21 protein-coding genes are annotated in these 23,153 nt (G+C 68.9%); 12 read left to right on the top strand and 9 right to left on the bottom strand.

What is annotated here, in order from left to right:
• Positions 1-162: 162 nt before the first annotated feature.
• The gene (locus tag AB2U09_RS15860) at positions 163-780 is read left to right on the top strand and encodes a methyltransferase domain-containing protein (RefSeq protein WP_459193699.1); all 618 of its coding nucleotides are present in this window, start codon (positions 163-165) and stop codon (positions 778-780) included.
• 119 nt (positions 781-899) lie between these two features.
• On the opposite strand, the gene AB2U09_RS15855 is transcribed toward AB2U09_RS15860, so the two are convergent.
• The gene (locus AB2U09_RS15855) at positions 900-2,195 is read right to left on the bottom strand and encodes a DUF7096 domain-containing protein (RefSeq protein ID WP_459193698.1); all 1,296 of its coding nucleotides are present in this window, start codon (positions 2,193-2,195) and stop codon (positions 900-902) included.
• A 145-nt stretch (positions 2,196-2,340) separates the two neighbouring features.
• Here AB2U09_RS15855 and AB2U09_RS15850 point away from each other — a divergent pair, with 145 nt between their 5' ends.
• The 5 genes from AB2U09_RS15850 (at position 2,341) to AB2U09_RS15830 (ending at position 7,978) form a co-directional block, all read left to right on the top strand.
• On the top strand, positions 2,341-3,705 hold the full coding sequence (locus AB2U09_RS15850) for a helix-turn-helix transcriptional regulator (RefSeq protein ID WP_459193697.1): 1,365 nt from the start codon (positions 2,341-2,343) through the stop codon (positions 3,703-3,705).
• Positions 3,706-3,802: 97 nt separating this feature from the next.
• Positions 3,803-4,594, top strand: coding sequence for an electron transfer flavoprotein subunit beta/FixA family protein (locus AB2U09_RS15845; RefSeq protein ID WP_459193696.1), 792 nt, complete (start codon positions 3,803-3,805; stop codon positions 4,592-4,594).
• Complete coding sequence (locus AB2U09_RS15840) at positions 4,591-5,544, top strand: electron transfer flavoprotein subunit alpha/FixB family protein (RefSeq protein ID WP_459193695.1); 954 nt, start codon at positions 4,591-4,593, stop codon at positions 5,542-5,544. The genes AB2U09_RS15845 and AB2U09_RS15840 overlap by 4 nt, the downstream gene beginning before the upstream one ends.
• 101 nt (positions 5,545-5,645) lie before the next feature.
• Complete coding sequence (locus tag AB2U09_RS15835; protein WP_459193694.1) at positions 5,646-7,070, top strand: hypothetical protein; 1,425 nt, start codon at positions 5,646-5,648, stop codon at positions 7,068-7,070.
• A 65-nt stretch (positions 7,071-7,135) separates the two neighbouring features.
• Positions 7,136-7,978: a polyprenyl synthetase family protein gene (locus tag AB2U09_RS15830; RefSeq protein WP_459193693.1), complete on the top strand. Its 843-nt coding sequence runs from the start codon at positions 7,136-7,138 to the stop codon at positions 7,976-7,978.
• A 33-nt stretch (positions 7,979-8,011) separates the two neighbouring features.
• Here AB2U09_RS15830 and AB2U09_RS15825 read toward each other — a convergent pair whose 3' ends face one another.
• Entirely contained in the window at positions 8,012-8,200 is a 189-nt protein-coding gene (locus AB2U09_RS15825) for a hypothetical protein (protein ID WP_459193692.1), read from the bottom strand.
• A 76-nt stretch (positions 8,201-8,276) separates the two neighbouring features.
• A complete protein-coding gene (locus AB2U09_RS15820) occupies positions 8,277-9,653 on the bottom strand; it encodes a hypothetical protein (RefSeq protein ID WP_459193691.1) in 1,377 nt (458 codons plus the stop codon).
• Positions 9,654-9,801: 148 nt separating this feature from the next.
• On the opposite strand from AB2U09_RS15820, the gene AB2U09_RS15815 reads away from it, so the two are divergent.
• From AB2U09_RS15815 to AB2U09_RS15805, 3 genes are all read left to right on the top strand, one after another.
• Entirely contained in the window at positions 9,802-10,194 is a 393-nt protein-coding gene (locus AB2U09_RS15815) for a DUF7383 domain-containing protein (protein ID WP_459193690.1), read from the top strand.
• A gap of 300 nt (positions 10,195-10,494) precedes the next feature.
• Positions 10,495-12,156: a thermosome subunit beta gene (thsB, locus tag AB2U09_RS15810; protein ID WP_459193689.1), complete on the top strand. Its 1,662-nt coding sequence runs from the start codon at positions 10,495-10,497 to the stop codon at positions 12,154-12,156.
• Positions 12,157-12,344: 188 nt separating this feature from the next.
• Positions 12,345-12,509 (top strand): hypothetical protein, encoded by a 165-nt coding sequence (locus tag AB2U09_RS15805; RefSeq protein WP_274322200.1) that lies wholly within the window; start codon positions 12,345-12,347, stop codon positions 12,507-12,509.
• Between the two features lie 30 nt (positions 12,510-12,539).
• Here AB2U09_RS15805 and AB2U09_RS15800 read toward each other — a convergent pair whose 3' ends face one another.
• Positions 12,540-13,589 carry an AAA family ATPase gene (locus AB2U09_RS15800; protein WP_459193688.1) on the bottom strand — a complete coding sequence of 350 codons (1,050 nt, stop codon included), beginning with the start codon at positions 13,587-13,589 and terminating at the stop codon, positions 12,540-12,542.
• A gap of 527 nt (positions 13,590-14,116) precedes the next feature.
• Complete coding sequence (locus AB2U09_RS15795; RefSeq protein WP_459193687.1) at positions 14,117-15,778, bottom strand: sulfatase family protein; 1,662 nt, start codon at positions 15,776-15,778, stop codon at positions 14,117-14,119.
• A 133-nt stretch (positions 15,779-15,911) separates the two neighbouring features.
• Between AB2U09_RS15795 and AB2U09_RS15790 the strand changes: the two genes are divergently transcribed.
• The gene (locus tag AB2U09_RS15790; RefSeq protein WP_459193686.1) at positions 15,912-17,258 is read left to right on the top strand and encodes a hypothetical protein; all 1,347 of its coding nucleotides are present in this window, start codon (positions 15,912-15,914) and stop codon (positions 17,256-17,258) included.
• A 284-nt stretch (positions 17,259-17,542) separates the two neighbouring features.
• Positions 17,543-19,021 carry an aryl-sulfate sulfotransferase gene (locus AB2U09_RS15785; protein WP_459193685.1) on the top strand — a complete coding sequence of 493 codons (1,479 nt, stop codon included), beginning with the start codon at positions 17,543-17,545 and terminating at the stop codon, positions 19,019-19,021.
• Between the two features lie 51 nt (positions 19,022-19,072).
• Here AB2U09_RS15785 and AB2U09_RS15780 read toward each other — a convergent pair whose 3' ends face one another.
• Both AB2U09_RS15780 and AB2U09_RS15775 read right to left on the bottom strand, forming a co-directional pair.
• Positions 19,073-19,381 (bottom strand): hypothetical protein, encoded by a 309-nt coding sequence (locus tag AB2U09_RS15780; RefSeq protein WP_459193684.1) that lies wholly within the window; start codon positions 19,379-19,381, stop codon positions 19,073-19,075.
• A 69-nt stretch (positions 19,382-19,450) separates the two neighbouring features.
• The gene (locus AB2U09_RS15775) at positions 19,451-20,134 is read right to left on the bottom strand and encodes a class I SAM-dependent methyltransferase (protein ID WP_459193683.1); all 684 of its coding nucleotides are present in this window, start codon (positions 20,132-20,134) and stop codon (positions 19,451-19,453) included.
• A gap of 175 nt (positions 20,135-20,309) precedes the next feature.
• Between AB2U09_RS15775 and AB2U09_RS15770 the strand changes: the two genes are divergently transcribed.
• Positions 20,310-20,528 (top strand): hypothetical protein, encoded by a 219-nt coding sequence (locus AB2U09_RS15770; protein WP_459193682.1) that lies wholly within the window; start codon positions 20,310-20,312, stop codon positions 20,526-20,528.
• Positions 20,529-20,579: 51 nt separating this feature from the next.
• On the opposite strand, the gene AB2U09_RS15765 is transcribed toward AB2U09_RS15770, so the two are convergent.
• Positions 20,580-21,605 carry an iron transporter gene (locus tag AB2U09_RS15765; protein ID WP_459193681.1) on the bottom strand — a complete coding sequence of 342 codons (1,026 nt, stop codon included), beginning with the start codon at positions 21,603-21,605 and terminating at the stop codon, positions 20,580-20,582.
• 181 nt (positions 21,606-21,786) lie between these two features.
• The gene (locus AB2U09_RS15760; protein WP_459193680.1) at positions 21,787-23,097 is read right to left on the bottom strand and encodes a DUF7405 family protein; all 1,311 of its coding nucleotides are present in this window, start codon (positions 23,095-23,097) and stop codon (positions 21,787-21,789) included.
• Positions 23,098-23,153: the final 56 nt, after the last annotated feature.

The following is a 23,153-nucleotide window of genomic DNA, read 5'->3' as shown; positions in this document are numbered from 1 at the left end:
CCGGGAACGCGCTCGTCGGCGGTCTCCTGTCACCGAACGCCAACGGGCGGAGTCGCCGCAGCAGCTCCGGGGTCAGTCCGGGGACCGCCGCCAGTCGTTCGCTCGACCGCCGAGGCGTCGGAAAACAGGGGAATTATGCCCGACTGGGACGAACTGCCGGCAATGGCCGTCCAAGACAAGACGCGGGCCCGCCTGTTCTACAAGTATCTCTCGAAGGTGTACGACCAGATCAACCCCTTCATCTGGAACGAGGAGATGCGGACGGAGGCGCTCGATCTCCTCGACATCGAGGAGGGCGACCGGGTGCTCGACGTCGGCTGTGGCACCGGGTTCGCCACGGAAGGCCTGCTCGAACGGACGGAGAACGTCCACGGCCTCGACCAGAGCGTCCACCAGCTGGAGAAGGCGTGGGCGAAGTTCGGCAAGCGCGGGGCCGTCCCGTTTTACCGCGGGGACGCCGAGCGACTCCCGTTCAAAGACGACACCTTCGACGTGGTGTGGTCCTCGGGCTCGATCGAGTACTGGCCCGACCCCGTCAAGGCCCTCGCGGAGTGTCGCCGCATCACGAAACCCGGCGGACAGGTGCTCATCGTCGGCCCGAACTACCCCTCTAACACCGTCTTCCAGAAGCTCGCCGACGCGATCATGCTCTTCTACGGCGCCGACGAGGCCGACCGCATGTTCCGACAGGCCGGCTTCGAGGAGTTCCGCCACGTGACGATGGGTCCCTCCTACAGTCCCGAAGTCGCGATCACGACAGTCGCCGAAGTCTCCGAGTAGCCCGTCTGCAGGACGAGTTCGAGGCAGCGGCAGTCGATCGATGCGCGCGTCTCCCGGTGTCTCCGGGACGCGAGCGAAGAAACGCTCAGTGAGTGTCCCGAAACGGATCGGTCCGGGACTCAGTTCGCGAAGAAGCGTTCGGTGACGGTTCGGCCGTCCTCGGTCGTCACAGAGATGCGGACCGCCTGGTGGGGCGCTAACGTCAGGAGGCGACCGTCACTGCCGGTGGATCCGACCTCGGCGCCGTTGATCGTGACGCTCGCGTCGAGCGGCTGGCCGGTCTCGTTGTCGGTGACGAGTAGTTCCATCGGCCCGGTGGCGTGGGTGCGATTGACCTGGAGGACAACGTCGTCGGTCGCGTTGGTCGTCGAGCGCGTGGGGAGCGCGTCGATCCGTTTGGTCTGGAACTCGCGAAATGCCGACTCCGTCCGCCCGTCGAGATAGGTATCGAGCGAACCGTGGGGGTGGCCCGTTCGGATGTAGTAGATGGACGTGGTCCCGATGACGTCGACAGACATGGTTCCGCGGTTGTTTTGGTAGACCCAGGGGTACAGCTCGGTCGCGCGGTTGTTGGCAGCGCTGAGGCCGGTCGAATCGTCGCTGTTGACGAAGTAATCCGTGCCGACCTTCTCGCGGTTCTGGCCGAGATAGGCCTCGCGATAGTAGCGCGACCCCTGGTTCGACGCCAGCACGATCCCGGTCGGGGACGTGACCGTGTAGACCGGGACCGGACCGCGGTCACCGGTCATCGCCTGGGACATCCGCTGGCGGACCGGACCGCGCAGCGTGAGGAGATCGCCCTCGACGTTGTCCATCTTCGTGTCGAGATCCGACGGGAGTTCGAGTCCGGCGGCCTGGCGTACTCGCTCGATCCGCGACTCGATATCGCGGGCCGCGGCGTCCAACGCCGCCAGCTCGCGGAGGAACGTCTCTGTGCTCATCTCGCCGGCGTTGTAGTCGTCCAGCAGGCTGTTACGGCGCAGTTCGAGTTGCTGGACGTCTCGTTCGATCTGGGAGATCTCGGAGCGGATCACGTCCAGCCGCGCCGTCTGCCCGGTGGTGTTCTCGTAGCGCTGTTCGAACGTAAGCGACGCGTACTCGCTTCTGAGGGAGGCGACGTCCTGTTGAACCGCGCCCGCGACGTTCAACGAGGTGCGTTCTCGGCCGGTCTGCTCGACCGCCTCCTCGCGGATCTCGAGATAGTTCGACGTGTTCTGCCCGACGCTAGCTGTCGCGCTGGCGGCGAACGCGTCCGCAGTGGCGGGCGAGAGCGGCGCAGCCGTCTCCGGGCTGGACCCAGTCGGGGAGGCAACGGACGTGGGTGGGGCGGTCGTCGCGGCGACGGAATGAGTTACCGGCGCCAGGACGAGGACCGCGACCACGAGCGCGAGGAGGACAGGGCGGTTCCGTGGCATCGTCACCGACTTTTCTATCTCCGCTTACAAAAACCCATCTACTCCCAGCGAGTGCGTGAGCGCCCGAGAACTGCGGAGACGTTTCAAAAGCAGTGGAGACGTTTTAATGGAAAGCGTTTTCCCCGAGGGCAGGGATGGATGGAATATGTCCCCGCGGTCGTTCGCCGCAGTCGTTACAGTCCTCCTCGTCCTCGCCGGGGCCGCGCCGGCAGTCGCGCTGGCCGGGGTGCCGTCGAGTGCGAGTAGCGGTGCGACCGCCGATGCGAGCGGGGTCCAGAACGCGCTCCCACACAACGACTCGATGGCTCTCGGGGAGATCGAGATGCGGGTCGACGTGGCAGCCAACGGCGACGCGAAATGGCGAGTGAAGGCCGTCATCACCGACGATGCCGACCCGGACGCCTTCGCGGATCTGGTCGACCGGTTCAACCGGACCGAGTCACCGCTGGACTACGACTCGTTCAAGACCGCCGCGGCAAACGCGAGCAACGCCACCGGTCGCCCGATGGAGGTCAAGAACCTCGAACGCCACCACGCGCTCCACAACGGGACCGGCGCGGTGTGGATCACGTTCACGTGGACGAACTTCGGGGCGACGAACGGCGACCGCCTCGCGGTCGACGACGTGTTCAACACGAGCACCGGCACCTGGCTCCCCTCGATCACGGAAGACGAGACGCTGGTCATCGCTCCCCCCGACGGCTACGGTGTCAGCAGCGCGCCGACCGGATCACAGTCGGCGCCGTCGAGCCTCTCCGACGGCGTCGCTCGCTGGGAGGGGCCCCAGAACTTCGGGGCGCGCGGCCCGTGGATCGTCTACTCCGGTGACGCGGCGACGCCGACGCTGACGCCCACGGACGTCCAGGAGAACGGGACCGAGTCGCCCAGTCCAGGAACGTCGCCGGGCGGTCCGGGTAGTGACGGCGACGGCCTGCTTTCGGGTGCGCTCCCGCTGGTCCTGTTGTTCGCGGTCGCAGGGGCGAGCGCGGCGGTCCTCGCGGTCTACATGCGCGGCGACGACGACGGCCTCGGCGGGCTCGTGGGCTCCAGCGGGAGCGACGACGGCGGGTCGAGCGCCGAGTCCGCGTCCGGATCCGCTTCCGAACCGGCCGCAAGCCCCGAGGCGGGCGCGACCGGAACGAGCGGTGCCGCGTCAGAGAATGGCAGCGAAGCCAGTGGCGGGACTGCCGCAGCGGCCGGTGCGAGTGCAACCGGCGCGAGCGCCCAAAACGGGTCCGAGTCGGCTGACGACGGCGCGGACGCGGACGACGACCATCCCATCGACGAGGACCTGCTCAGCGACGAGGAGCGCGTCGAGCGGCTGATCGAGCAGAACGGCGGGCGGATGAAGCAGGCCGCCATCGTCCAGGAGACGGGCTGGTCGAACGCGAAGGTCTCGCAGTTGCTCTCCTCGATGGACGACGACGGTCGGATCGACAAGCTCCGGATCGGTCGCGAGAACCTCATCTCGTTCCCCGGCGAGGACGTGGCCGATCTGGACAACGAGTGAGCGCCGGGTCGCCGAGAGGCGGTAAGCGCCGTGAAAACGTCGAGAAACGGACTTGGCCTCGGAAACGTTTAACCGGCGACCGGGCGAACGATCCTGCATGAAAGTCCTCGTCACAGTCACCGACGTCGCGGTCGTCGACGACGAGTTCGAGATCGACGGGCTCGGCGTCGACGAGCGCTATCTCACCTACGAACTCAACGAGTGGGACGACTACGCCGTCGAGGAGGCCGTCCAGATCGCCGAAGTGGCCGAGGACGTGGAAGTCGTGACGGTCACCGTCGGCCCCGAGCGCTCCGAGGAGGCCATCAGGAAGGCCCTGGCGAAGGGCGCCGACCGCGCGGTGCGCGTCTGGGACGACGCCATCGCCGAGCGAGAACTTCTCGACGCCGAGACGAAAGCCGACCTGCTCGCGGCCGTCGCCAAGGAAGAGGACCCCGACCTGATCCTCTCGGGCGTCCAGAGCGGCGACGACAGCTTCGCCGCCACGGGCGTCACGCTCGCGGAGAAGCTCGGGATGGAGTGGGCCGCGGTCGTCAACCAGCTCGATCTGGACGCCGACGCGGGCCTCGCTTCCGTTCACCGCGAACTGGAGGGTGGCGTCGACGAGCTGACCGACGTGGAGCTGCCGGCGGTGTTGACCATCCAGACGGGCATCAACGAGCCCCGCTACGCCAGTCTCCGCGGGATCCGGCAGGCCCAGAACAAGCCGCTGGACGTGAAGGACCTCGGCGACCTCGACCTCGACGAAGGGGCACTGGAGACCCCGCTCCGCTGGACGGCGACCTACGAGCCCGAGAGCGAGGGAGAGGCGACCATCTTCGAGGGCGGCATCGACGAGACGGCCGGTGAACTTGCCGGCGTGCTCCGCGAGCAGGGGGTGGGCGAATGACGGTCCTCGCCGTCGCCGAGCACCGCCGCGGGGAACTGCGCGACGTGAGTCACCAGCTGATCACGGCCGGCCGCGAACTCGCCGAGGCCACCGGGTCGGAGTTGCACGTCGCAGTCGTCAGCGGTGACGTCGAGGGATTCGCCGAGGACCTGAACCGCGAGGGCGTCGACGTGGTCCACACCGTCGACCACGGCGAGGAGTTCAACCACGACGTGTACGTTCAGGCGATCGAACAACTGGCTGGCGACGTGGATCCGCAGTACCTGCTCCTCCCCCACACCGTCAACGGGCTGGACTACGCCCCGGCGCTCGCCGAGCGGCTGGGGTACCCGCTGGTCACCGACGCCGTCGGCCTCTCGCTCGACGGCGCGCTGGAGGTCACCCGCGAGATGTACGGCTCGAAGGTCGAGACGACAATCGAGGTCGACAGCCAGCCCGCGGCGGTGACGGTCCGGCCGGCGGAGTGGCCCCCCGCGCCGGCGGGCGGCGCCGCCGCAGTCGAACCGTTCGAGGCGAGCATCGACGAGAGCGCCGTCCGCGCGGCGGTGACGGGCTTCGAGGAGGCCGCCACCGGCGACGTGGACATCTCGGAGGCGGACGTGCTCGTCTCGGTCGGCCGCGGCATCGAGGAGGAGGACAACCTCGACATCATCTTCGACCTCGCCGAGGCGCTGGACGCGACGGTGTCGGCTTCCCGTCCCGTCGTCGACAGCGGCTGGCTCCCGAAGAACCGGCAGGTCGGCCAGAGCGGGAAGGTCGTCACGCCCGACGTGTACATCGCCATCGGGATCTCCGGCGCGGTCCAGCACGTCGCCGGGATGAAAGGCGCCGACACGATCATCGCGATCAACAAGGACCCCAACGCGCCCATCTTCGACATCGCCGACTACGGAATCGTCGACGACCTGTTCGAGGTCGTCCCCGCGCTGACCGAGGAGTTCGGCGGGTAGCGTCCGGCGAGGAGTCGCAGACTCCGGGCCGTTCGACGGGTACGGCTACGGTGGGACGTGCTTACAGAAAGTACTTACCGATCAGTTGACACCGGCCAGCTGTGAAACCGCGCGCGCTGGCACTCGGCTTTCTCCTCGTCTTCGCGACCCTGGCGATCGGGGGCGCGGTCGGGAGTCCACAACCGGCTCCCGTCTGCCGGGCGTGTGGGACGGGTTTCGCGCAGGCGGCCGAAGACAGCGGCTACAACGTGAGCGTCGTGAACAGCACGGCGACTGTCCGCATCCACGAGAACGGGTCGGCGACGTGGACGGTGACGAACCGACTCGACGGGGAGGACGCCGACAGTATCGCCGCTCCGGGAGCGGCAGAGTCAGTCGCCCGCGGGGCCGTCAACGACGGGTACGGCCTTCCACACGTCTACGAGGAGGGAGATCTCAGTCTGGAATCGGTCGCCGTCGATGACCGATCCGTGACGATCCGGTTTACCGATCCCGACGCCGGAACCCGCCGACTCGGGACGCTCGTCGTGGATTACTTCCACTCCGATGGGGTCCGCGGCGGGTGGATCCTCGACGTCGACGAGTTCACGCTGGTCGGGCCGCCGAACGCGACGGTCCTGAACGACCCGGCTGGAGTCGTCGACGAGGGGTACTCGACCGCCGAAGCGACGCCGACCGTCGACGGCAGGCGGGTTACCTGGCACGGGTCGCTCGACGAGGACCAGACGCCGATTTTCTACGACGATCTCTACGTCGTCTACGGCGACTCGGACACGGCAGACTGGCGCGCGACCGGTGCGACGGCGCTTTCGACCGCGCCGATCTGGCTCGACAACGTATGGACCTTCGTCGCGCCGACCGCGCTCATCTTCGGTGGCGCACTGTACATCGCCGTGGTCGGAGTGAACTGGCTGCTCTCCTCCGCCATCGACAGTCGTCCGCGACGGATCGCCCGAGCGATAACTGCCCTCGGTGCCATCACTGTCGTCGCGGGCCCCGTAGTGCCGAACGGGCACTTGCTGGTCGGGATCGCCGCTCTGTACCTCGTTGCGGGCGGAGGGGCGCTGATCACGCCACGGCTGCTCCGGTCGCTCGGGGGGACGGCAGTTCTGGGAGGCGCTTCGCTGGCTGCAGTCGGGGCCGCCTACGTCACGATGGAAGCGCTAGTGGGCGGTTCCGTCGCGTTCGAGCAAGCCATCGAGCTCGGGATCTATCACCTCCCCGTCGCCGGCGGGCTGATCGTCGGGCACGCGCTCGCACGGTGTCGAGCCGGTAGCGTCGTCCGTCCCGTACTGTTCGGAACCGTGACGGCGCTGGCCAGCTGGTTCGTCGCGGGCGGCGTCTACGTCCCCGTCGCGTCGCGGCCGTTCGGAGTCATACTCGTCATCATGGTCTTCGCCGCCGTCGTGGCCGCGGTCGCTGCGGCCCCGCTCGTCGCCCTGACCGCGCGGGCGTCCGAAATCCCGGCAGCCGACGCGGAAGACGAGACTACCGCCAAATCGTCGGTCGGTCGCGAAGCCCGGTAGCTGCCGTCGCGCGGACAGCGGTGGTTTCGTCAGGTACAAGCGGGGCTGTTCCCAAGCGTGGGTCGATGGAGTACCTGGAGAGTCGTCGGGAACGGGTCGAGGAGCGGCTGGAGGAGGTCCTCGACGGCGTGGAACCCGACGAACTCGGCGAGGAGGTGCGCCACGTCGTGCTGTCGGGCGGCAAGCGGGTGCGACCGACGGTGACGGTGCTGGTCTGCGAGGCGCTGGGCGGCGACATGGACACGGCGGTCGAGTTCGCGGTGGGGATCGAACTCGTCCACAGCGCCTCGCTGGTCGTCGACGACATCATCGACCGCTCGGAGCTGCGCCGCGGGACACCGAGCGCCTGGGCCGAGTACGGCCACGGGCCGGCGATCATCGCCAGCGACGGGCTGCTCGGCGAGGCGTTCGCCCTCTTCTCCGCCAACGAACGGGCGATGCAGGCCGTCTCGGAGTCGATGGTCGAACTCGGCGAGGGCGAGGCGACGGAACTCGTCGCCCAGCCGTCCAGCGAGGACGACTACATGGAACTCGCGCGGCGGAAGACCGGCGCGCTCTTTCGCGCCGCAGCGGAACTTGGCGCCATCGCCGCCGAGGCCGACGCCTACACCGTCGAGAACTTCGGCAAGTACGCCGAGCGCGTCGGCGTCGCCTTCCAGATGCGCGACGACGTGCTCGACGCGACGGCCGACGCCGAGGAACTCGGCAAACCCACCGGCCACGACGCGGCGATGGAGCGGCCTTCGCTCGTGCAGGTGGCCGACCTGACCCCAGAGGAAGCAAACGAACGCGCGCGCGAGCAGTCGCAGGTGGCGCTCGACGCGCTCGCGGCCGTCGACGCCGACGACTCGAAGGCGATGGACTACCTGCGCGACCTCGCGGAGTTCGTCGTCGTCCGCGAGCGGTGAGCGGCGGTCAGGTTCTCTCGGTCGTTCGGGCCGTTATTCGTCGTTCGCTGTCTCCGCCGTCTCGACGACGGCCTCGGCGCCGCAGTCGGGACAGTAGTCGTGGTTCGTCGTGAACCGCTCTCCGCACTCCTCGCACCGGTAGTCGTACTGCTCCTCGGCCGACTCCACGGCCGTCTGCTTGAACTGTTCGACCTCCCGGCCGAGCCTGTTGAAGATGCCCATCTTCTCTGAGCGGAGGGGACAGAGCGGGATAAGCATTCGCTGGACCGCCTGTCGTGAGCGAACCGCAGAGGGTCCGTCACCGAACGGCGTCTTCGGCGCCCGGCACGTCGTCGCTCGGGCTCTCGGCGGCTCCGTCGTCGGCGAGGCGAGTGACGAGCACGCCCCGGAGCGTGTGAGGGCTGTGTTCGCGGACGACCAGCAGCATATTGGCGGCGAACAGCCCGAATCCGACGGTCGCGAGGACGCCCGAGCCGGCCGTGACTGGGGTCGGGAGCGCGAACGCGTCGGCGGCGAGGAGGCCGACGGCACCGGTGAGGACGCAGACGAAGTCCGCGGCGGCGACGCGGTCGTCGTAGAGGTCGTCGATCATCGGGACCGGTTCGTACCCGAGCAGGTCGCTGTAGCGGTGGACCCAGACGATGAACGGGACGACGTGATACAGCGTCCCGAGGACGACGAAGCCGACGACGCCGAAGACGAGCAGGTGGGGCGGGCCGCCGCCGAACAGCGCCGACCGGCCGAGCGGGTCGACGAACCACGCGCGGGCCGCGAGGAGCGCCCACAGGGCCACGGCGACGGACGCGACCGCGTAGCGCGAGAGCATCGGCGTCCACTCGACCTGCGTCTCGACCAGCCGCCGAACGAGGATCACGGCGAACCCCAGCAGCGAGGCGGCGACGAGCAGCCCGCCGACGCGGGCGACGGGGGCGGAACCCAGCAGTCGACCCGCCGCGAGGGCGACGACGCCGGCGGGGTAGCCGACTTCCTCGGCGCGGCGGAGGTGCAGGTCGACGCCGTGGAGTTCGGTCTGGGTGAACATCGTCACGAGCTGGTAGAGCGCGCCGAGCACCGTCGTGAGTACGGCGCCGAACACCGCGAGCGTAACGTGCGCGGCGGTGAGTTGCGACGGGGTGACCGGCGAGCCCGCGAGGAACGGGACGGCGTAGTTCATCGCGAGCGCGAAGCCCATCGCCGGCACGGCAACGAAAAAGCCGAGCGCGAGCACGAAGTGGCGCTCGGTGACGTCCCAGGGCCGCGCAGGCAGGAGCGTGCGGGCGATGTTGTAGACGAACGTCCAGAATCCGAGCAGGGCGAGGCCGCCGAAGGCGTGGACCCACCCGAGGATCCCGGCTGCGAAGGTGACGGCCATCCCGCCGACGCCGACGGTCACTAGCCACAACTGGGCCGTCGCCAGCCGGCGGGAGTGCAGCGCGACGTTCGACCACACCGGGACGAACTGCGTCATCGCGCCCATGATCGTCACGCAGACCCACCCCGCCAGCAGGAGGTGGACGTGCGCGAGGATAGACAGCCCGGACAGGGCGCCGAGCGCGTCGAGCACACCCATCACCCCACCGGCCACGAGCAGCCCCAGTCCGACCAGAAAGTGCCGAAGCGGGATCGTCATCGGCGGCTGCTGGTCGGTGTCGACGTCCCCCGGAATGGCGCTCATACGCGTCCGTACGGCACCCGAACATCTCGACCTGTGGCCGAACACGTTCGCATCGCGGCGGCAGGCAAGAGCGGAGGGGAGCACAGGGAAGGCCGAACGACGCGTCGGTCGCCCGGACATATAAGCCAGTTGCAACCCACCGATCGGTATGGGAGACCGCCGTCCCAACTACGCGCTCGTCCCGTTCCAGCAACACCTCGGACAGAACGAGGAGAGCCTCGCCGTCCCGTGGGCGGAGTTCGTCGGCGACGCGACGGACGAACTGGAGTTCACCGTCCCGACCGACGACGCCACCGACGCCTACCTCGAACTGCAGGCCTACGACGTCGAGGAGTACGGTCACGAGATCCGCGTCAACGGCGCCGCGCTGTCGGGGTTCGACATCCCGCCGAGCGAGGGCTGGCAACACTGGATGGACACCCTCACCGGGATCGACCTCAACGAGGGCACCAACACCATCCAGATCGAACGCGACAACACGACGACCGACTCGTTCGTCGTCGGCGTAGTCATCGTCCACTGGAAAGAGCCTGCGGACTGACCCACCCCTCGATTTCTCACTGACCGGCCGCTGACTACCAGTCCGCCGCCCCGTCGTTTCTACCGACAGCCGCGCACGTCCGTCCCGTTCCCGACGCCCGCCGGCTCGCGACGATCCGGCCGATACATATAAACCCCAGTGACAGTCGCTCGCACACGTTGATAGCTCGTCGCACACCCGAACCCGGTAGCGGACGCGATATGCCGGTTATCCGGAGGTACATGGCGACTCCGGCCGACTCCCCCGTCGCCCTCGAACACCCATTTTTATATAGAAGCACATTCATACTTCCGTACGAATATGAGTCAACAGCGAATGCAGGGTCAGCCCATGATCATTCTGGGTGAGGACTCCCAGCGGATGAAGGACAAGGACGCACAGAGCCACAACATCTCCGCGGCGCGGGCGGTCGCGGAGTCGGTGCGCTCGACACTCGGGCCGAAGGGGATGGACAAGATGCTCGTCGACTCCCTCGGTGACGTGACCGTCACGAACGACGGCGTGACGATCCTCACCGAGATGGACATCGACAACCCGACCGCGGAGATGATCGTCGAAGTCGCCGAGACCCAGGAAGACGAGGCCGGCGACGGCACAACAACCGCGGTCGCCATCGCGGGCGAGCTCCTCAAGAACGCCGAGGACCTGCTCGAGCAGGACATCCACCCGACCTCGATCATCCGCGGGTTCAACCTCGCGAGCAAGCGAGCCAAAGAGGAGATCGGCGAGATCGCCGTCGACGTCGACCCCGAGGACGAGGAGATCCTCCAGAAGGTCGCCGAGACGTCCATGACCGGCAAGGGCGCCGAGCTCAACAAGGACGTCCTCGTCGACCTCGTCGTCAGCGCCATCCAGGAAGTCACCGTGGAGGCCGACGACGGCAGCCACGTCCCGGACCTGCAGTTCCTCAACATCCAGACCCAGACCGGCCGCTCGGTCTCCGACTCGGAGCTGCTGGCCGGCGGCACCATCGACAAGGACGCCGTCCACAGCGACATGCCCTCGAACGTCGAGGACGCAAACGTCCTCCTGCTGGACACGCCCATCGAGGTCGAGGAGACCGAGACCGACGCCCAGCTCAACCTCGACAGCCCCGACCAGCTCCAGGACTTCATCGAGCAGGAGGAACAGCGCCTCCAGGAGATGGTCGAGACCATCGCCGACGCCGGCGCCAACGTCGTCTTCTGCCAGAAGGGCATCGACGACATGGCCCAGCACTACCTCGCCAAGGAGGGCATCCTCGCCGTCCGCCGCGTGAAGAAATCGGACATCGAGTTCGTCTCCGAGGTCCTCGAGGCCAACATCGTCTCCGACATCGACTCGGTCACCTCCGACGACGTCGCCAGCGGCTCCGTCCGCCGCGACGAGGAAGACGAGATGTTCTACGTCGAGGGCAGCGGCCACGGCGCGACCCTGATCCTGCGCGGCTCGACCGACCACGTCGTCGACGAGCTCGAGCGCGGCATCAACGACGCGCTCGACGTCGTCGCCTCGACCGTCGCCGACGGCCGCGTCCTCGCGGGCGGCGGCGCCACCGAGGTCGAACTCGCCGGCCGCGTCCGCGACTACGCTGACTCCGTCGAGGGCCGCGAGCAGCTGGCCGTCGAAGCGTTCGCCGACTCGCTCGAGCTCGTCCCGCGCGTGCTCGCCGAGAACGCGGGCCTCGACTCCATCGACACGCTGGTCGACCTCCGCGCCGCCCACGAGGACGGCGACGAGCACGCCGGCCTGAACGTCCACGAGGGCGAGGTCGTCGACACCTTCGAGGCCGGCGTCGTCGAGCCGGCCCACGCCAAGGAGCAGGCCGTCTCCTCGGCCTCCGAGGCCGCGAACCTCGTCATGAAGATCGACGACATCATCGCTGCCGGCGACCTCTCGACCTCGGGCGGCGACGAGGAAGGCGGTCCCGGCGGCGCCGGCGGCATGGGCGGCATGGGCGGCGGCATGGGCGGCATGATGTAAACGTCGGCCAACGAGATTCCACTGACAGCTGACCGGTGAACCGGCAGCCTGACGGCCGCCGGACGCCGACCCGTCGACCGCTGCATCGCCTCGGCGAACCGCCGACGGCTCCCGACACCTCCACAGTCCGCCGACGGCTCTCGGATCCGTCCCGATACTTTTTGCGCGCTCGCCGCGTTCGCTCTCGTATGTCTCCCGCCAGTTACACCTGTCAGTGCGGGGCGACGCTGCGGTACAAACAGGACCTCGTCAAGGAGCAGGGCGACGTCTACCCGACGTGGAAGTGTCGCGAGTGTCTCTCGGAAGTGCCGAGCGTCAGAGCCGAACAGATCAAACACCAGCACCCGTCGTGAACGGGGCCGGAGCCGACCGTCGGAGACGACCTACCGACCCATCCCGAACCGGCGGTGGCGCAGTTCGGGCGTGATCTGGATGCGGTCGATCTCCTGGCCGGTGCGGTACCAGACGAAGGCGGCGCGGGTGAACAGCTCGCGACACTCGATGCGAACCTCGCGGGGGATGCCCTCGCTGCGTTCGGTCACGTCGCGGATCGCGGCCTCCGTGAACAGTTCGGGCTGCTGGCCCTCGTAGGGCTCGCCGCGGAAGTACGCGAACGAGCGAGCGATGTACTCGGCGACGTCCTCGGGGCCGAACGGCTCGATCTCCTCGTAGTAGCGCAGTCGGGAGTCGAGCGTCCCGCGGAGGTCGGCGATGCGCTCTTTGCCCTCGGGGGTGCCCATCAGGAACAGCCGCACGCCCATGTCGCCGGCGACCTGCAGCGTCGAGAGGATCTCGGCGGGCAGGACCTCGATCTCGTCGACGACCAGCAGGATGGTCTTGCCGTCGGCGCGGACCTCCTCGACGAGTTCGCGGGCGGCCTCCTTGGCGTCCTCCGTCGCCCACGGGACGCCGTCGCGGGTCTGCCAGTACTCACGGTCCTCGATCTCGTAGCCCGCCGCCTCGATAGTCGTCTGGACCGTCGCGTAGAGTTTCCGCGGCGTGGTCTCGCGGGGGTTGTCGAGGATGGCGACCACGAAGTCGTCGTGTTCGCCGAGGTCGCGGCGGACGATCTCGCGGAAGGCCGTCTTGCCGGTGCCGTAGTGGCTGACGAGGCCGATGTGCTGTTCCTGGAGCAGCCAGCCCGTCACCTGGTTGAGCATCTCCGTGTCGTGGCGGACGTAGAGCGGCTCGGGCATCTTGTCGGTGCCCGCCTCCTCGGTGAAGGGGAGGTCCGCGACGGTGTCGGGGTCGCCGCCGAGGGCCCGCCCGAACGCCAGCAGGCGCTGTTCGACCTCCGAGAGCTGGTCGAGGAGGACCCCCTGGCTGCGCTCCTCCTCGTCGTCCAGCGACCGTATCTTCTCGACCAGGTCGCCGACCGATTCGGTCTCGCCCGCGCGTCCGTCCGTCGTCGGCCGGTCAGTGTCGTCTGTCATGCTGTTCGTCCGATCGGTCTTTGGTTTGCCGCGCGGACGGATAGCTTTTCTGACGACGAGAGAAGATGGGCGTGAGTGCTGGGACCGCTCCAAACGTTGCGAACGCGGTCGTCCAGACCACATCAGCCGAATCGCGGCAACCACAGTAACCGCAAACAGCGTGAAAGCCCCCGCCCGCTCCGGTTGAGGAGCTTGCTGTGCGCTTCGCTCGTTTCACTCGCTGTAGTGCTTGCGGCGCTCGTCTTCCCGGAGCGGACGGCCCCTTTCATTCCCTCCCACACAGACTGATCGGCCAAGCTACGCGGGTGGGAATGAAAAGGGCCGCTCTCTCGACGAACCCGGGCGACGGTGAGCCGAACAGAGTGAGGCGAACGCCGAGAGAGCAAGCTCTCTCGGAATAAGCACCGCAGGGCGGAGCCCGAGGAGCGCAGCGAGCCCCGGAAGTCGAGAGAGCGGGGGCTTTCACGCTGTCCTGGGCTGCAATCGCACTCGCGCTGTGGTGATCGAGACGTTCATATGTCCCCCATTCACTCCGAGACGGTGAACGCGCCGACCTGTTCCTCGCTCTCCTGAAAGCCGTAGCGGACCGCCTTCGCGCGGACGGTCGTCTCGCCCTCGGGCAGGTCGATCGGGCCGGTGTAGAGGTGCCAGTGGGGGTCCTCGCCGTCGTCGTCGACCGGGCTTTCAGAGAACGCGTAGGCGACGGAGGCGCCCTGCGTGGCGCAGTACAGCGAGAGCGTCGCCGGCGATTCGAGGGTCAGCCCGTCGGTTCTGCCCTCGCGCTCGTCGTGGTCGGGTGCGTTGACGACGAACCGCGGGGCGGCGGTCTCCGGCTGTTCGTCGCCCTGGTACTGCTCCCAGACCATCCGTTCCTCGGCCACGTCGCCGGTGTCGTCGACCCGCTCGCGCCACTCGTCGAGGGCGTCGCGGAAGCGATCGAGCGTGTCCGCGTAGGCGGGGTCGTCGGCCAGGTTCTCGACCTCGTAAGGGTCCGTTCGGAGGTCGTAGAGTTCCTCGGCTGGCCGGCGGGCGTCGAACCACTGCTCGGCGCCCTCCAGTTCGCCTTCCCGGGCGCGCTCCAGAATCTGGCGCATCACGGGATGACGATTCCGGAAGGGGATCCACTGGCGGTAGGGCGTCCCCGGGCGGTAGTGACGGACGTACTTGAAGCGGTGGTCGCGGACGGCCCGGACCATGTCGTAGGTCTCGTCGTAGCGGTCCCGCGCGGCGAAGACGTACTCCCGCTCGTCGGCGTCGGGGCCGAGGAACCGGCGACCGCCCATGTACTGCGGCACGTCGAGTCCGCAAGCGCCCATCGTCGTCGGGCCGAGGTCCATCATGCTCACGAGCCGGCCGTCGACGTCGCCGTCGTCGACTTCGCCCGGCCAGCGGACGATCAGGGGGACGTGGATGCCGCCGTCGTAGGGCCAGCGCTTGCTCCGGGGGAGTCCCTCGCCGTGGTCGCTCCAGAGGACGACGACGGTGTCCTCGGCGAACCCGTCCGCGTCGAGTCGGGCGAGGAGGTTTCCGACCCACTCGTCCGAGCGGGAGACGTTGTCGTACTGGCGGGCGATGGCCATGCGGGTCTCCTCCGTGTCGGGGAGGTACGGCGGGACTTCCACGGCGTCGGGATCCGTTTCGGGGTCGGCGACGGCCCCGCCGAACTGGTCGTCAGTACCGGGTTCGGTGGGGTCCCACTGACCGCTCTCGTGGGTGACGCCGTTGGTGAACATGGCGAAGAAGGGCTGATCTGGGTCGCGTGCGCCGTCCCACCAGCCGGCACCGTCTCCGTGGTGGTCCCACATCGTAACGGGGGTGCCGAACTGGTAGTCGGCCTTCTCGTCGAGCGTGCAGTAGTAGCCGGCCTGCCGGAAGAATTCGGGGACAGCCGTGACATAGTGGGGCGGGACGGCCTCGTAGGGCGTCGGGAGTTCGGGGGCGTCGTCGTTGGTGTGGGTCGTCCGCATGTGGTGGGCGCCGATGGCGTTCTGGTGACAGCCGGTCATCACCGCGGCGCGGCTGGGCGCACAGACCGGCGCGGTCGAGAAGGCGTTCGGATAGCGCCGGCCGTCGGCCGCGAGCCCGTCGATATTCGGCGTCCGGGCGAGGTCGTCGCCGTAACACCCCAGGCGCGGCGTCGTGTCTTCCATCGCGATCCAGACGACGTTCGGCCGGTCGGCGCCGGGCATACCCCATTCCCGGCTGCCGCGGCCCTAAATGTACTTGCGGGATGTTCAGCGTGTCTCGGGACCTCGGTCGCTCTCGCCGGGGTTCGTCGACCCCGCCAACAAGTATTTGCCGCTCAATCCGAATCCTCCGACGATGCGACGGTCCCCGACCGTACTGATTTCCCTCCTCGTTCTCCTCGCCGTCGGAACGGCGGCAGCGCTGGTCCTCCTCGGCGCGGCCCCGTTCGGTGGCAGTCCCGCGACCGCCACCACCCCGACCGCGGCGTCTCCCTCCGACGCCGAGATATCGGCCCCGGGAACGCCTGCCACCGCGACGGGCGTCCCGGACGAATCGATCGCGACCCCAACCGCGACCGCCACGCCGACAGCCACCGCGACACCGACCGCTACTCCGACGGCGACGCCCGTCCCCGACAGTGACGGCGACGGCCTCGCTGACGACATCGAACGCGACGAGTACGACACCGATCCGACCGCTGCCGACACCGACGGCGACGGTCTCTCCGACGGCCGCGAGGTCGAACTGGGCACCGATCCGACCGCCGCCGACACCGACGGCGACGGCCTCGTCGACGGTCGGGAACTCGAAATCGGGACGAACGCGACGCTCGCGGACAGCGACCGGGACGGTCTGTCCGATCCCAGCGAACTCGAAGCCGGGACGAACGCCACACGTCCCGATACCGACGGCGACGGCCTCCCCGACGGCCGGGAATTCGACGGCCGTTCGGACCCGCTGGTGGCCGACACCGACGGGGACGGCCTGCCCGACGGTCGGGAGGTAGAAATCGGGACGAACCTGACCGCCGGCGATACCGACCGCGACGGACTCGACGACGGGGCCGAAGCGGCGGGTGTCACCGAGAGCGGGACGCGCCTCCCCGACGCCGACCCGTTGCGCGCGGACCTCTACGTGCAGGTCTCCGTCAGCGAGAGCGCCGAACCGCTCGAGGAGAGCGAACTCGACCGCTTCGAGGAGGCGTGGGCGTCGATGCCCGTCGAGAACCCCGACGGATCGACGGGCATCGCGCTCCACGTCGACCAGCGCCCGCTCAACGAGTCAGCCATCGTCTCGGACGACCGGGACTACTTCGAGCACAAGGGACGAGACGCCAGCGACACGATGGGCAACCGGACCGGCGTGTACCACCGCATGCTGCTGACCAGAGTCGACGCGGAGTACGCCGGACGGAGCGCCACCCCGGGGACTTTCTCGGTCGTCGCCACGCAGTACCGCGCCGAGTTCAACGGGACGAGCCAGCGGGTCTTCATCGCCGTCCACGAACTCCTGCACAACGTCGTCGGCCGGCTCGACGAGCGCAACCACTGTCCCGCCGAGTTCGACGGCGAGGCCGCCGCCCACCACACCTGCGACGGTTGGCTTAGCTACGACCAGCCCGGCACCTCCCAGTTCCTCTCCGACGGCGTCGCCGCCGAACTCGAGCGCGACGGTCTGCGGACGGCGTTCCGCGCCCGGTGATCCCCGTGTTCCGCACCCAGTGACCCACCGCCGCCGGGTCGCCTCGCGGCACCCGGCGGCGCGGGAGCGCGGCTTCTGCCCTGCTGCGGCTATCGGACGCTCGCCCCCGGTCGGCCTCCGCGAATACGGCCCTGCGTCGAAGGCGCAGCTCCGAACAGCCGCGTTTCGACGCGCGCGTGCTCCGTGGAGCGGGTGATCTCACGGTCGCCCGAGCGACACACTCGACCGCCCTGAATGGGGTACCCGAAGGCTTATTCGCCGACGCGGCGCACACACGTGCCACGATGGACGTTTCGCGCGGCAGTGCTCTGGTCCTGCTCGGCGTCGGTCTCGTCGTCGCGACGATGGTCGTCGGTGCCGCGACCGCCCCCGACCGCTCGATGGGCGGCGTCGACGGCTCGACGCCGACCCCGACGCCCTCCGACGGTACCGCGGTCCCGGGTGGGGCCGACGAGCCGACAGCGACCGATGCCCCGCTCCCCGAGACGTCACGGACGCTCGTCGGCGTTCAGGGCGGGTGGGTGACCCACGGGAGCGTCCTCGGCTACGAGGGCCAGGACGTCCAGTGGCGCAACACGCAGGCCGACGGCTATTTCGAGGTCTCGATGCAGGAGGACGGGACCGTCCTCGCGGCGTTCGCCAACGAGAGTTCGACCGACTGCGGCCGGCTCGGGGACTCCTGTGCCCGGACGGGCTACCGCGTCATCGACCCCGAGACGGGGGAAATCGTCGACGAGTACAGCTTCCCAGTCGGCGGGATCACCAACCGCGAGGTCCACGCGATGGACGCGACCGGTGACGGCGGCATCGTCTACACCGACATGGACGAAGAGCGCGTCGTCGTCGTTGAGAACGGCACCGAGGTCTGGGAGTGGCGCGCCAGCCAGTTCTACGAGGCGCCGGAGGACCCGACAAGCCGCGACTGGCTGCACATCAACGACGTCGACACCATCGGCGAGGATCGCTTCCTCGTCTCGGTGCGCAACGCGAACCAGATCGTCATCGTCGAGCGCGGCGAGGGCGTCGTCGAGGTCATCAACGAAGACACCGGGACGAGCGACGACAACTGCCTCCGCGGCGACCGGCTGGTCGACGCCGACGGCGACGGCGACGTCCGCTGTGGTGATCCCTCGGTCATCAGGGAGCAGCACAACCCGCAGTGGCTCGGCGACGGCGCCGTCCTCGTCGCCGACAGCGAGAACGACCGCGTCGTCGAGCTCCACCGGACCGAGAACGGCAGCTGGGAGCCGTCGTGGATCCTCGAATCGGCCGGCGGTCTGGAGTTCTTCTGGCCGCGCGACGCCGACCGGCTCCCCAACGGGAACACGCTGATCACCGACTCGCGCAACAAGCGCGTCGTCGAGGTGAACCCGCAGGGCGAACTCGTCTGGAGCGTCGCGACCGACCGCGTAGTCACGTCCGGCCCCGGCATCCCCTACGAGGCCGACCGCCTGCCGTACGGCGAGTTCGCCGGGAGTTACGGGGACGACGAAACGCCGTCCGGCGGAAACACCAGTGCGACGCCGACGAAGACGCCGCTCCCGCGGATGAACGGCTCCGGCTCGGAGGGAGGGAGCACCAGCGGCGGGATCCCCGTCCTCACGCTCGCAATCGCCGGCATTCAGGGGAGCGTCGCACAGGTACCGTTCTGGTTCCGCGAGGCGCACCTCGCCGTGACGGTCCTCGGTCTGGTCCTCGTGGTCGTCGGCGCTGCCGACCACGTCCGCTCGACCCGAAACGGTCCCCTGATCGGGAGCGACTGACGCCCCGCCGTCCCCGGATTGCCGCAGAATCGGTTCTCCCGTGCTGTCCACTCACCCGTCGAACGCACGCCAGCAGCGCCACAGCCCCGCGATCGCGGCCGCCGGCCCGACCGCGAGTAGGACCGTCCGCGTCGCCCGCGGGACGACGGCGGTACAGCCGTGGGGCCACGCGCCCTGTTCCACGCAGGCCTCCGTCGGCAGCCCCGCGAGCGCGAGGGCCAGCCCGCAGAGGGCGAGCAACACACCGGTGTGCAGGCGTCTGGCCGCGCGCTCGCGCCGCTCGAGCTCCGTCCACCGCTCGCTGACGGCCTCCTCCTCCCACTCGAGGCCTCGCTCCATCCCGATCCGTACGTATGCCATGCCATCACAAAACAATATTTTCCGGACCCTTGCCGGGTCGCTAGTCGCCAGTCGCTGGCGGCGGGTCGCTCACTCGGGGACGGTCCCGACAGCGAGATAGTAGTCGTGGTGCGGTTCGCGGCCCCACAGCACCGGGTCCGCGAGGGCTTCGGACTCGATCTCGACGTCCCGGAGGCCGCAGTCCTCGAGCGTCGCCCGTATCCGCTCGGGCGGTCGCCCGTCGTACATCGGCAGGTCGTCGTGGATCCGTTCGTACTCGTCCCACGGTTCGTCGTGGTCCCAGTAGCCCTCTACCAGGAGGAGTTGCCCGCCCGGTTCGAGGACGCGCGTCCACTCACGGATCGCCGCGTCCGGGTTCGGGAGCGTCCAGACGAGGTGGCGAGCGGTGAGCAGTTCGACGGCGTCGTCGGGGAGGGCGAGGCGCTCGGCGTCGCCGCGGAAGAAGTCGACCGACAGGCCTGCCCCGTCGGCTTTCGCCCGGGCGCGGTCGAGCATCGCCGGCGCGAAGTCGACGCCGGTGACGTCGTGGCCGAGCGCCGCCAGCAGCAGCGAGACGACGCCCGTCCCGCAGCCGACGTCGAGCGTCCGACGCGGCGGTTCGCCGGTCCACTCGGAGAGCACGGACAGCCACCGCTCGCGCTGTTCGTCGGTGTGGATGCCGTGCTGGCTCTCGTCGTCGAACGTCGACGCCCGACCGTTCCAGTGGCGCCTGACGAGGTCCTTGACGGCGTCGTCGCGGTCGGATTCCGTCACGCTGTACTCACTGCTTCGCGGTACCTCCGGATTCGCCAAAAGCGTGCTGACCGACGGGTCCCGGAACCGGTGTCCCGCCGGCCCGAGATCGCGGGCGGGGAGCCCGACGGGGTAATCACAGCCAAAACACTTTGGAAGGATCGTTATCGGGACGGGTGTCGAAGTCGGGAGCAAGATGTCCGTACTCGAACGCGGTTCTCGGAAGGACGGTGCCCGCGGGGTCACCAGCGAGATGGTCTCCTGCCCGGACTGCGGGCGCCCGGCCGGGGTGCCGCTGCCGCGGGACACCACGGTCGTCGACGACGCGGCCGACGCCGACGGGGAGTCGCCGACCTGCTGCCCGACCTGCGACACCCACTTCGACGTCCAGTACGCGTTCGAGCGCGGCGCCTAGCGGCCAGTTACTGCCCCATTCACGCCGAATCCACCGCTCCGAGCGGCCGCGCTATTCGCCGACGGCGATCGTCGCCTCGTCGAAGTCGACGAACGCGGTCTCGTAGCCCTCGTGACGGGAGAACTGCGGGAGCGCGCCGACCGAGAGCGTCAGCTCGTCGCCGGACTGCACGTCGGCGACGGCGCCGTAGTGGGAGCCGAGGTCGGAGTCGAACGTCTGTGCGAGGGCATCGTCGAAGACGGTCTCGCCGCCCCGGTCGACCGTCGCGGACACCGAGGTGGCAGGGATCGGATAGCGGTTGTAGGGCGTCCGCATCGAGACGGCCAGATAGGACTCGCCGTCAGCGCTTCCCCCGCCCTCGTCGCCAGATTCGACGAACCCGGCAGGTGGGGATTCGAGGCGCGTGGCGACGAAGACGGCGTCGGCGCTGGTCGTCTCGCCCAGGACCGTCCCCGGCAGGTCCTCGGTTGCGGGCGCCCGGCTGAGGGGGATCATCTCCATCTCCATCGGGTCGAGGGCGCCCTGCTCGCCCTGCCTGTCCGGCAGTCGCTCGAAGCGGACGTCTTCGAGCGTCGACTGGGCGAACTCCATGGTGAACGAGGCGGTGCCGCGTTCGCCGAAGCGGTCTCGAAATGCCCCCGTCCGACGGATCGAGAGCGGGCCGACGGCGATCTCGACCTCGTAGGTGCCGTCGCCGTCGAGTTCGATGTTGTCGCCGGCGTGGACGCCCATGTTCTGGGAGAGCATCAGCCAGAGCGGTTTCCCGCTGACGAGCGTCTCGCCGTCTTTCGTGATCGTCGTCGTGATCGCGCCGGTGGGCACGACGGTCCCCGTCTCGGCGTCCCAGACCGTCGTCATGAGGTGGACCGTGTCGCTGCCCTGGATCTCGACCTTGTTGGGCTGGTTGCCCTCGGCGCGCCAGAATCGGTGCGGGTAGCTGTAGGTGAGCGCGACCCTGAAGTCGCCGGCGTCGGCCGTCCCGACCATCTCCATCCCCTCGACGTGGGTCGGGACGTAGACGGCGTCGGGCCGGTCCTCGACCAGCGGGGGCGCGCGGGCCGAGCGCGTCTGAAACATCGACCGACACCCCGCCGCACCTGCGGACGCGAGAGCCACGCCCGCCGCGAGAAACCGTCGTCTGTACATGTTCGGTCCTAGCGGACGTACCTAAAAGCGGCTTCTGGTAGGGCTCTCGAAACGGGGTCGCGCCGTCCGGCGGATTCGAGGGTCGGCGGTCGCGGTGCGTTCGGAATCGGTGTCACGCGGACGGTTGCGGAGCGGGGAGCGCCCGGTGCTCGCGCGGCGGGAGCAGGTAGTTCCCGCGGCGGCGGACGGACATGTACTGGAGGATGCCGTTGTTCGAGCGCTGGCGGACGGCGGTGTCCCTGGCGAGGTCGCTCCCGTTCATCGCCTCGCGCGTCCGGACGAAGTCCGCGATGGACGACTGCAGCGAGAGGAAGTGGAGGCCGGCCTGTCCGCCGTCGGTCGAATCGAAGTCACGGCGGAGGATGACGGGCGAGCCGTCCTCGCGGACGGTCGCGGTCTTCTGGGAGTGGCCGACGACGCCCTTCTCGCGCGCGTCGCTCTCGAGGTCCTCGGCGCAGGCCTCGACGCCGGTGTCGGTGCCGAGGTTGTCGCCGACGCCCTCGATGCGGTCCTCCTCGGCGTGGGCCGGGCAGAACATCGTCGCCTCGCGCTGCTCGCGGCTGTCCTGCTCGTACCACTGGCCGAGGTTGAGGTGGATCTGCGAGACGTGCTGGGTGGACCCGCCGGCGAACGGCCCCGACTCGATAGTCACGCGGTCCTCGCTGGCCTGGTTGCCCTCGAAACCCGACTTGAACCCCATGTAGAGGGGGCTCTCCTCGGGGACGGGCTCGGAGTCCGGGATCCCGTTGACGTCCTGGTTGTCGGCGGGCAGTCCTTCGCCGATGAAGCCGGTTCGGCGGTTCGGGCCGTCCGCGGTCAGCGAGGCCCGCTCGAAGACGCCGGAGAAGTCGGCGTCCATCTCGCGGCCGTTGAGCGAGGATTCCTCGCCGAGCAGCGCTTCCTCGGCGGCGAGGACGACCGAGCCGTAGTCGCTTGCGAGGTGGACGACGGCGTCGGGGTCGTCGGGCTCCGGGTCCTCGAAGGGCGCGAGCGCCTCGGGCGCGGGCAGGTCGACGCTCTCGGGGAGCGACTGGTCGAACCGCTCGAAGTACGCCGGCGCGTAGCTGACGGTGAACAGGAGGCCGACCTCGCCCTCGTGGTTCCGGGGGTACGAACGTTCCAGGGACTGGAGGGCGGTCTCGACCGTCTCGCGGTCGTCGTCGGAGGGCGCGCCGTCGCCGGCGTAGTCCAGATAGCAGAGGAGGTGGTGGCGCGGCTGGCGGTGGTTGCCGTGGTCGTCTGTCGGGAGGGCGGCGTTCCAGGCGTGCTGGCGGCGGGGGGCGTCAGAGAGGTCGTCGGGACCCTGCGGGAGGTCGGGGTTCTCCCGACCGAGACAGGCCGACAGCGCCGACGCGCCGCCGATGGCGACGGCCGCCTTGACGAACTCCCGACGAGAGACGCCGCGGGAGCGACTGGGTGGCATCGGCGGTTCTAGCGACCGGGTCACCAAGGGGGTTCTGGTCGGGCTCTCGAAAGTCG

This window comes from Halosimplex yunnanense (assembly GCF_054504345.1).
The sequence above is the reverse complement of the archived record's forward strand: the minus strand, read 5'-3'. Positions and strand labels throughout refer to the sequence as shown.

Bases quoted from the DNA above. Each gene is read 5' to 3' on its own strand.
- AB2U09_RS15785 (WP_459193685.1), top strand. From the start codon at position 17,543: ATGGACGTTTCGCGCGGCAGTGCTCTGGTCCTGCTCGGCGTCGGTCTC.
- AB2U09_RS15805 (WP_274322200.1), top strand. From the start codon at position 12,345: ATGTCTCCCGCCAGTTACACCTGTCAGTGCGGGGCGACGCTGCGGTAC.
- AB2U09_RS15795 (WP_459193687.1), bottom strand. From the start codon at position 15,778: ATGCCCGGCGCCGACCGGCCGAACGTCGTCTGGATCGCGATGGAAGAC.
- AB2U09_RS15830 (WP_459193693.1), top strand. From the start codon at position 7,136: ATGGAGTACCTGGAGAGTCGTCGGGAACGGGTCGAGGAGCGGCTGGAG.
- AB2U09_RS15790 (WP_459193686.1), top strand. From the start codon at position 15,912: ATGCGACGGTCCCCGACCGTACTGATTTCCCTCCTCGTTCTCCTCGCC.
- AB2U09_RS15825 (WP_459193692.1), bottom strand. From the start codon at position 8,200: ATGGGCATCTTCAACAGGCTCGGCCGGGAGGTCGAACAGTTCAAGCAG.
- AB2U09_RS15770 (WP_459193682.1), top strand. From the start codon at position 20,310: ATGTCCGTACTCGAACGCGGTTCTCGGAAGGACGGTGCCCGCGGGGTC.
- AB2U09_RS15850 (WP_459193697.1), top strand. From the start codon at position 2,341: ATGTCCCCGCGGTCGTTCGCCGCAGTCGTTACAGTCCTCCTCGTCCTC.
- AB2U09_RS15780 (WP_459193684.1), bottom strand. From the start codon at position 19,381: ATGGCATACGTACGGATCGGGATGGAGCGAGGCCTCGAGTGGGAGGAG.
- AB2U09_RS15800 (WP_459193688.1), bottom strand. From the start codon at position 13,589: ATGACAGACGACACTGACCGGCCGACGACGGACGGACGCGCGGGCGAG.
- AB2U09_RS15840 (WP_459193695.1), top strand. From the start codon at position 4,591: ATGACGGTCCTCGCCGTCGCCGAGCACCGCCGCGGGGAACTGCGCGAC.
- thsB (WP_459193689.1), top strand. From the start codon at position 10,495: ATGAGTCAACAGCGAATGCAGGGTCAGCCCATGATCATTCTGGGTGAG.
- AB2U09_RS15765 (WP_459193681.1), bottom strand. From the start codon at position 21,605: ATGTTTCAGACGCGCTCGGCCCGCGCGCCCCCGCTGGTCGAGGACCGG.
- AB2U09_RS15860 (WP_459193699.1), top strand. From the start codon at position 163: ATGGCCGTCCAAGACAAGACGCGGGCCCGCCTGTTCTACAAGTATCTC.
- AB2U09_RS15855 (WP_459193698.1), bottom strand. From the start codon at position 2,195: ATGCCACGGAACCGCCCTGTCCTCCTCGCGCTCGTGGTCGCGGTCCTC.
- AB2U09_RS15815 (WP_459193690.1), top strand. From the start codon at position 9,802: ATGGGAGACCGCCGTCCCAACTACGCGCTCGTCCCGTTCCAGCAACAC.
- AB2U09_RS15820 (WP_459193691.1), bottom strand. From the start codon at position 9,653: ATGAGCGCCATTCCGGGGGACGTCGACACCGACCAGCAGCCGCCGATG.
- AB2U09_RS15760 (WP_459193680.1), bottom strand. From the start codon at position 23,097: ATGCCACCCAGTCGCTCCCGCGGCGTCTCTCGTCGGGAGTTCGTCAAG.
- AB2U09_RS15845 (WP_459193696.1), top strand. From the start codon at position 3,803: ATGAAAGTCCTCGTCACAGTCACCGACGTCGCGGTCGTCGACGACGAG.